Annotated in this window: 5 protein-coding genes; 2 read left to right on the top strand and 3 right to left on the bottom strand. The window is 72.8% G+C overall.

What is annotated here, in order from left to right:
- Positions 1–38: 38 nt before the first annotated feature.
- A complete protein-coding gene (locus ACFU7Z_RS32175; RefSeq protein WP_380781365.1) occupies positions 39–1,532 on the bottom strand; it encodes a serine hydrolase domain-containing protein in 1,494 nt (497 codons plus the stop codon).
- Positions 1,533–2,065: 533 nt separating this feature from the next.
- Between ACFU7Z_RS32175 and tdh the strand changes: the two genes are divergently transcribed.
- Together tdh and ACFU7Z_RS32165 are read left to right on the top strand one after the other, a co-directional pair.
- On the top strand, positions 2,066–3,094 hold the full coding sequence (gene tdh, locus ACFU7Z_RS32170; RefSeq protein ID WP_049651233.1) for an L-threonine 3-dehydrogenase: 1,029 nt from the start codon (positions 2,066–2,068) through the stop codon (positions 3,092–3,094).
- A gap of 84 nt (positions 3,095–3,178) precedes the next feature.
- Complete coding sequence (locus ACFU7Z_RS32165; RefSeq protein ID WP_049651232.1) at positions 3,179–4,372, top strand: glycine C-acetyltransferase; 1,194 nt, start codon at positions 3,179–3,181, stop codon at positions 4,370–4,372.
- 201 nt (positions 4,373–4,573) lie between these two features.
- Here the strand turns inward: ACFU7Z_RS32165 and ACFU7Z_RS32160 are convergent, their stop codons facing one another.
- A complete protein-coding gene (locus tag ACFU7Z_RS32160) occupies positions 4,574–6,190 on the bottom strand; it encodes a TolB family protein (protein WP_380781363.1) in 1,617 nt (538 codons plus the stop codon).
- A 152-nt stretch (positions 6,191–6,342) separates the two neighbouring features.
- Positions 6,343–7,624: hypothetical protein (locus tag ACFU7Z_RS32155; RefSeq protein WP_380781361.1), on the bottom strand; the 1,282-nt coding region annotated here is incomplete at its 5' end.

Below are 7,624 nucleotides of genomic sequence, written 5' to 3'. Positions count from 1 at the left end.
AGCCGGGTCGGGCCTCCCGTACGGTCCGAGCGGGTGGGTCAGGAGATGTGCAGCGTGGCGGTGGCGCCCGCGGTGGGCGAGGCCGTCGGGGACGGCGAGGCCGTGGGGGAGGCGGTCGGGGAGGCTGTGGGGGAAACCGAGGGCGAAGCGGTGGGGGAGGCAGTGGGAGACGCAGACGCAGACGCGGAGGCGGAGGCGGAGGCGGAGGCCGAGGCCGAGCCCGAGCCCGAGGCGGGCGGGGTGGGCAGCGTGTAGACGTTGTTCGGCGAGACGATCTGGGTGATCGCCCGCGCCACGAACGTCGAGGGCTCCGAACCGTCGTGCAGGATGTCGGTGTTGAGCATGATGGACAGACTGGCCTGTGCCTGCGGCAGGTAGAGCACCACGCTCTCGTACCCGGGCAGCGAGCCGTTGTGGCCGATCCACCCGTGGGTGGTGAACACCCCGAAGCCGTAGCCGAGGTCGGGGGTCGGTCCGGTGGCCTTGGTCTTCAGCCGCTCCGCCTGGGTGGCGGGCTTGAGCAGCGGTTCGCCGGTGGCCAGCACCTTCGACCAGGTCCGGAAGTCGGCGATGGTGGAGATGGCGGCGCCGGCCGCCCAGCCCCAGGACGGGTTCCAGGTGGTGGCGTCCTCGACCGCGCCGGTGAGCGTCTGGTTGGTGTAGCCGTGGGCGTGCGGGTCGGGGAAGGCGGCGTCGGTCGGCAGGCTGGTCTTGGTGAGCCCGGCGGGGGTGAACACCTGCTGGTTCAGGAAGTCCTGGAGCGGCTGCCCGCCGACCTTCTCGACGACCAGGCCGAGCACGATCAGGTTGGTGTTGGAGTACTCGAACTGGGCGTCCGGCTGGAAGTTCGCCGGGTGCTTGAACGCGTACGCGAGCAGCTGGTCCGGGGTGAAGGGACGGCTCGGGTCGTTGAAGAAGGCCTGCTGGAAGTCGGAGTCCAGGGTGTAGTTGAACAGGCCGCTGCGCATGTCGCCGAGCTGGCGCAGGGTGATGCCGTCGCCGCCGGGCACGTTCGGGACGTACTTGGAGACCGGGTCGTCCAGGCCCAGCTTGCCCTGGTCCACCAGCCGCAGGACGGCGGTGGTGGTGAAGGTCTTGGTGACGCTGCCGATCCGCATGTACAGGTCGGGGGTCATCGGGGTCCCCGCGTCCTTGTCGGCGACGCCGAAGGCGCGCTGGTAACTGCCGTCGGGGGTGGCGTAGTCGACGATCACCCCGGGGATGGCGACCTGGCCCATCACCTGCTTGATCGCGTCGTCCAGCTGGGTCGTGACGGCCGTGGTGAGCGGCACCACCCCGCCGGAGGGGCTGCCGCCCGGCGTGGCGGACGGGCTGAGCGCGGCCGGTTCGGCGGTCACCGCCGGACCGGCCTGCCGTGCGGGCTTCGACTCCCCGGAGCAGGCGGAGACGGCGAGCAGGCCGGTCAGCGCGAGGGCGGCGGAGGCCACCCGTACGGCGGAGGCCGCCCGGACGGAGCGGGGGACGCGAACGGAGCGGGGAACGGACGGTCGCGGCCGTCGGGTGTCGGTCATCGGCGCAGGCGCCTCTCTGGGGCGGACGGCCCCGTGGCGAAGGGCCCCGGAGCGCGGCTCGGCCGGGCCGGAGCGCTGCTCCACGGGGCCGTGGGGGAACGTCGTCACCGTAAGCACCCGCCTCGTACCGCCGCGCGCGGGTCGGCGGCCGACTGGACCGAACGGGAGCACCGTCAGCCGAGTGCCCCGCCCGGCTGGCGGCCGGTGGTCGTCCACTCCGAGGGTCGAGTACGGGCCCGGGGCGGGGCGGCCGGCCGGCCGCCGCGCGGGGTCGCGGCGCCGGGCCCGCGCTCGGCCGGACGGGTGAGCACCGGCACGCCGCGCCAGCCCGCGCACCCGCCGCCGACCACCGCTCGGGCACGATCGTTCAGCCCAGCTGTGGCCGCCCTTAAGAATTCCTCGATGGACCGCACCCCCTCCGACCAGGCAGATTTCTGCCTGCCCGGAGCGCGTCCGCCAGGAGCGGCCGAACCGGGCCTCCTCGGCCTGCCCCCGTACCCGCAGGCCGTCCCACCCGCACGTCAGGAGCCGCCGTGAAGGCACTCGTCAAGCAGCAGGCCGAGCCCGGGCTCTGGCTGATGGACGTCCCCATGCCCGAGATCGGCCCCGGCGAGGTGCTGATCAAGGTGCTGCGGACCGGCATCTGCGGCACCGACCTGCACATCCGCAAGTGGGACGGCTGGGCGCAGCAGACCATCAGGACCCCGCTGGTGCTCGGCCACGAGTTCGTCGGCGAGGTCGCCGAGCTGGGTGCCGGTGTCACGGACATCGCGGTCGGCGACCTGGTCAGCGGCGAGGGCCACCTGGTCTGCGGCAAGTGCCGCAACTGCCAGGCCGGCCGCCGCCACCTGTGCCGCAACACCGTCGGCCTGGGCGTGAACCGGGACGGCGCGTTCGCCGAGTACGTGGCGCTGCCCGCCTCCAACGTGTGGGTGCACCGGGTGCCGGTCGACCTGGACGTGGCCGCGATCTTCGACCCGTTCGGCAACGCCGTGCACACCGCGCTGTCCTTCCCGCTGGTCGGCGAGGACGTGCTGGTCACCGGCGCCGGCCCGATCGGCATCATGGCCGCCGCCGTCGCCAAGCACGCCGGCGCCCGCAACGTGATGATCACCGACGTCTCCCCGTACCGCCTCGACCTGGCCCGCAAGGTCGGCGTGACGCTGGCGCTGGACGTCTCGCAGCACACCATCGAGGAGGGCCAGCAGAAGCTCGGCCTGCGCGAGGGCTTCGACGTCGGCCTGGAGATGTCCGGCCGCCCCGAGGCGATGCAGTCGATGATCGCCAACATGACCCACGGCGGGAAGATCGCCATGCTCGGCCTGCCCGCCGAGCAGTTCCCGGTGGACTGGGCCTCGATCGTCACCTCGATGATCACCATCAAGGGCATCTACGGCCGGGAGATGTTCGAGACCTGGTACGCGATGTCCGTGCTGCTGGAGGGCGGCCTGGACCTCGCCCCGGTGATCACCGGCCGCTACGCCGCCACCGACTTCGAGGCCGCCTTCGACGACGCCGCGAGCGGCAACTGCGGCAAGATCATCCTCGACTGGACCGCCTGAGCCCGGCTCAGCCCCGCCGAAGCTCCCCCGCCGAACCCGCCGAACCCGCCGAACCGCCCCGCCGAACTGATTGAGGAGACCGCAGTGTTCGACAACGTGCGTGCCGACGTCGCCGCCACCCTGGACGAGATCCGCGAGGCCGGGCTGTTCAAGCCCGAGCGGGTGATCGGCACCCCGCAGAGCGCCGCCGTCACCGTGACCGCCGGCGGCCTGCCCGGCGAGGTGCTGAACTTCTGCGCCAACAACTACCTCGGCCTGGCCGACCACCCCGAGGTGCTCTCCGCCGCCAAGGACGCCCTGGACCGCTGGGGCTACGGGATGGCCTCGGTCCGCTTCATCTGCGGCACCCAGGACGTCCACAAGGAGCTGGAGGACCGCCTCTCGGCGTTCCTCGGCCAGGAGGACACGATCCTCTACTCCTCCTGCTTCGACGCCAACGGCGGTGTCTTCGAGACCCTGCTGGACGACCGGGACGCCGTCATCTCCGACGCGCTGAACCACGCCAGCATCATCGACGGCATCCGGCTCAGCAAGGCCCGCCGCCACCGCTACGCCAACCGCGACCTGGCCGACCTGGAGAAGCAGCTCCAGGACACCCAGGACGCGCGCCGCCGCCTGATCGTCACCGACGGCGTGTTCTCGATGGACGGCTACGTCGCCCCGCTGCGCGAGATCTGCGACCTGGCCGACCGCTACGACGCCATGGTCATGGTGGACGACTCGCACGCCGTCGGCTTCGTCGGCCCGAACGGCCGCGGCACCCCCGAGCTGCACGGCGTGACGGACCGCGTGGACATCATCACCGGCACCCTCGGCAAGGCGCTCGGCGGCGCCTCCGGCGGCTACGTCGCCGCCCGCCGGGAGATCGTCGCCCTGCTGCGCCAGCGCTCCCGCCCGTACCTGTTCTCCAACTCGCTGGCCCCGGTGATCGCGGCCGCCTCGCTCAAGGTGCTCGACCTGGTCGAGAAGTCCACCGAGCTGCGCGAGCGGCTGGCGGCCAACACCGCGCTGTTCCGGGCGAAGATGACCGAGGCCGGGTTCGAGATCCTGCCCGGCGACCACCCGATCGCCCCGGTGATGATCGGCGACGCGGCCAAGGCGGGCCGGCTCGCCGAGCTGCTGCTGGAGCGCGGCGTGTACGTGATCGGCTTCTCCTTCCCGGTGGTGCCGCACGGCCAGGCCCGGATCCGGGTGCAGCTGTCCGCGGCGCACTCCACCGAGGACGTCGAGCGCGCCGTCGCGGCCTTCGTGGACGCGCGCGCCGCCCTGGAGGACTGACCTCCACCCAGGCCGCCCGTGGGCCGGACCGCTCGGAATCGGACCGGCCCACGGGCTCACCAACCGCCGTGCGGCGCAGGCGAATCGATCCGCCCCGTGCCGTACGGACCAGAGACCACCTGCCCCACCCTCCCGCTGCGGGGGCGGGACGCCGGCCCGGCCGACGTCCCGCCCCCGTCGCGGTTCCCGGGCAGCGGCCGGTCAGTCGTCCCAGCCCTCGCCCTGACCGTCACCCTGGTCGTCGCCCTGGCCGTCGTCGTCCTGGGCGGCGTCGAGGCCCTGGTGGCGGCCCGCGGGCTTGGCGAACACCTGGGTGTTCTCCTCCGCCGCCGGGCCGTCGGCGCCGGCGACCAGGTTGCCGCTGGTCGAGTCGAACAGCACGGTCCGGCCCGAGGCGGCCACGACCGGGTCCCGCGACGAGCCGTTGCCGAACGAGCCGTCCGGCGCGGTGGAGACCCGCTCGGTGCGGCCGGTGCGCAGGTCCTGGCGGTAGACGTCCCAGCCCGGGTGCTGCGGGCCCGGCACCAGGTTGTCGGCGGCGGACTCGAAGTAGATCCAGCGGTTGTCGGCGGTGATCGAGCCGTGGTCGGAGGAGCCGACCGAGCTGGTGCCCGGCAGGCCGCCGCTGACCTTCGTCACGGTGCCCGTCTTGAGGTCCCGGACGTAGAGCACGGTGTGGGAGCGGTGGCCGCCGGTCGAGCCGCCGGGCTCGGCCAGGGTGTAGACCGCGTGCCGTCCGTCGGGGCTGATCGTCGCCTCGAAGCTGGCGCTGCCGATCTGGCCGTCGAGGCCCGCGCTCACCGCCGTGATCTTCCCGGACCGTACGTCGTAGGTGTAGTAGGGAGCGGCGTTCGGACGGGCCAGGGTCGGCTGCGCCGCGTTCTGCGGGACGTTCTGGCGTGCGGCCTCGGCGGCGCTCGGGGTGAGGTCCACGTCGGCGGGAGCGGCGGCCGAGGCGGTGGTCGCGGCGGCGAGTCCGGGCGCCTGCTCGTCCGGCAGCAGGTTGGAGATGGAGCCGAAGCCGATGGTGCGGCCGTCCGCGCTGATCGTCGGCCGGAAGGAGGTGCTCTCGCCCGGCTTGCCGTGCACGTCGCGGGTGACCAGCCGGGTGGTGTGGGTCCAGCGGTCGGTGAGGTAGACGTTGATCTTCCAGGTGTAGGGCCTGGCGAGCGAGGGGGCGGTGCCGGAGTCGGGCTCCGGCTCCGGCTCCACGACGGTCGGGTCCAGGTCCTTCCGGGAGGACACGAAGACCACGTACCGGCCGTTGCCGCTGACCTGCGCGTTGTACGAGCCGTGGTACTGGTCGGCGTCGGTGTTGGTGGGGCTGTCGCTGACCAGCTCGGTGCGGCCGGTCCTGCGGTCCCTGATGTACACCTCGGTGCGGTTCTTGACCTGCGCGCCGGGCGCCACGTTCTCGTCCTCGCTGTCGAAGACGACGTAGCGGCCGTCGGCGCTGATCCCGGCCTGGTCGGTCGAGCCGCTCAGCGCCCCGCCCGCGTCGGACAGGTTGACCTGTTCGAGGCGGCCGGTGCGCAGGTCCTTCACATAGGCGTTGCTCCAGCCCACCGGGGGGTTGGGCAGCAGGTTCGTGGCCCGGGAGGTGAACAGGGCGTAGCGGCCGTTGGCGCTGATGCCCTGGGTGGTCGACAGGTTGTCGGGCGCCGCGCCGTTCGGCCCGACGCTGACCTGGGTGGTGCCGCGCGGTAGTGGGGCGGCCTGGGCCGGGGCGGCGGTGACGGCGAGCACGGCGGCCGCGGCCAGGATGCCGCCGCCACCGGCCAGCCACCGGTTGCGGGTCGTCCGGGTGGTACGGGACATGAGGTCTTCCCCCCTCTGATCGCCCGGCCGGGCTCCCTCCCGACGGCGGGCTTTCGCAGAGCCAACCGTCGGGAGGGCAGGGGGGTCAACGTCCTCGGGTGATCTCGGCTGAAAATACGTCAACAGACGTATGCCGCAAGGGAATCAGGCCATCAAGGGCGGCGCAGGAAGACGTCCGCGGCGCCGTTGGTGTCGCCCGGCACCAGGTTGCCGTCACCGGCGGTGAAGAGCACCGTGTCGCCGGCGAAGTCGACGAACGGGGCCGTGGAGCCGGTGGTGCTCTGCCCGCCGTCCCGGGTGAGGCTGACCCGTTCGATCGCCCCGGTCCTCAGGTCGCGGCGGAAGATGTCGCTGACGCCGTTGGTGTCGCCGGGGACGAGGTTGTCGGCGCTGGAGTCGAAGTAGACCCAGCGGCCGTCGAAGGTCATGGCGGGGTAGTGGGCGCCCTCGGTGGTCGTGGTGCCGGGCAGGAAGGCGTTGAGCCAGGTCAGCTTGCCGGTGGCCAGCTCCCGGGCGTACAGGTCCATCCGGTAGCGGTAGGAACCGGGCCGGCCGATGTGGACCGGCAGGCCGAAGAGGGCGTAGCGGCCGTCCGGGCTGAGCCGGGGGCCGATGCTGGTGCCGCGCAGGTAGCCCTGGTCGTCCACGCTGGCGCCGGAGACCTTGCCGGTGTCGGCCTTCCAGACGAAGTAGGGGTAGAAGCGGGGCTTGGCCAGTCCGGGCGCACCGGCGTCGGTGCCGTCGGGGCCGGCGCCCGGTTCGGTGGCGGCCGGGTCCTGCGGGAGCAGGTTGCCGGCCCGGGAGCTGAAGCCGACGGTGGAGCCGTCCGCGCTGATCGTCACACCGTAGGAGGAGTTGTTGGGGGCCTCACCGTCCGCGCCGGTGGTGACCACCCGGGTGGTGCCGGTCCAGCGGTCGGTGACGAGGACGCTGAAGTAGCGCGGATTCGAGCCCGGGGCGAGGTCGGTGCGGTTGGAGGTGTAGGCGATGTAGCGGCCGTCCCGGCTCAGCGAGGGCTCGGCGGAGAACGCGCCGTCGGGGGAGCCGCCCGGGCCGACCGGCTCGGTGTGCCCGGTCCAGCGGTCGCGGACGAAGACGTCGCTGCTGCGCACCACCTGGCCCGGCACCACGTTGGTGGCGCTGGTGCTGAAGGCCACGTACCGGCCGTCGGCGCTGATCGAGGCCTCGCTGGTGGGGGCGTTCAGCCGGGAGCCGTCGTCGGCGACGCTGACCTTCTCGACGTGCCCGTTGCGCAGGTCGCGGACGTAGACCTCGTCGGAGTTCGGGGTGCCGGGTTCCGGCAGCAGGTTGGTCGCGGTCGAGGTGAAGAGCGCGGAGCGGCCGTCCTCGCTCAGTCCGAGCGCGACGGAGTCCCCGTTGAGCTGCTCGCCCTTGGCGGTCTCGCTGATCCGGGCGGTGTCGCCCTTGGGCCGC

The sequence above is a fragment of the Kitasatospora sp. NPDC057518 genome (genome assembly GCF_042802075.1).
Lineage (GTDB): Bacteria > Actinomycetota > Actinomycetes > Streptomycetales > Streptomycetaceae > Kitasatospora.
Note: the sequence above shows the minus strand (reverse complement) of the source record. Positions and strands in the feature narration are given on the sequence as shown.

What these genes read in the sequence shown, in the direction of transcription:
- ACFU7Z_RS32175 (WP_380781365.1), bottom strand. Translation starts at nt 1,532, where the DNA reads ATGACCGACACCCGACGGCCGCGACCGTCCGTTCCCCGCTCCGTTCGC.
- ACFU7Z_RS32160 (WP_380781363.1), bottom strand. Translation starts at nt 6,190, where the DNA reads ATGTCCCGTACCACCCGGACGACCCGCAACCGGTGGCTGGCCGGTGGC.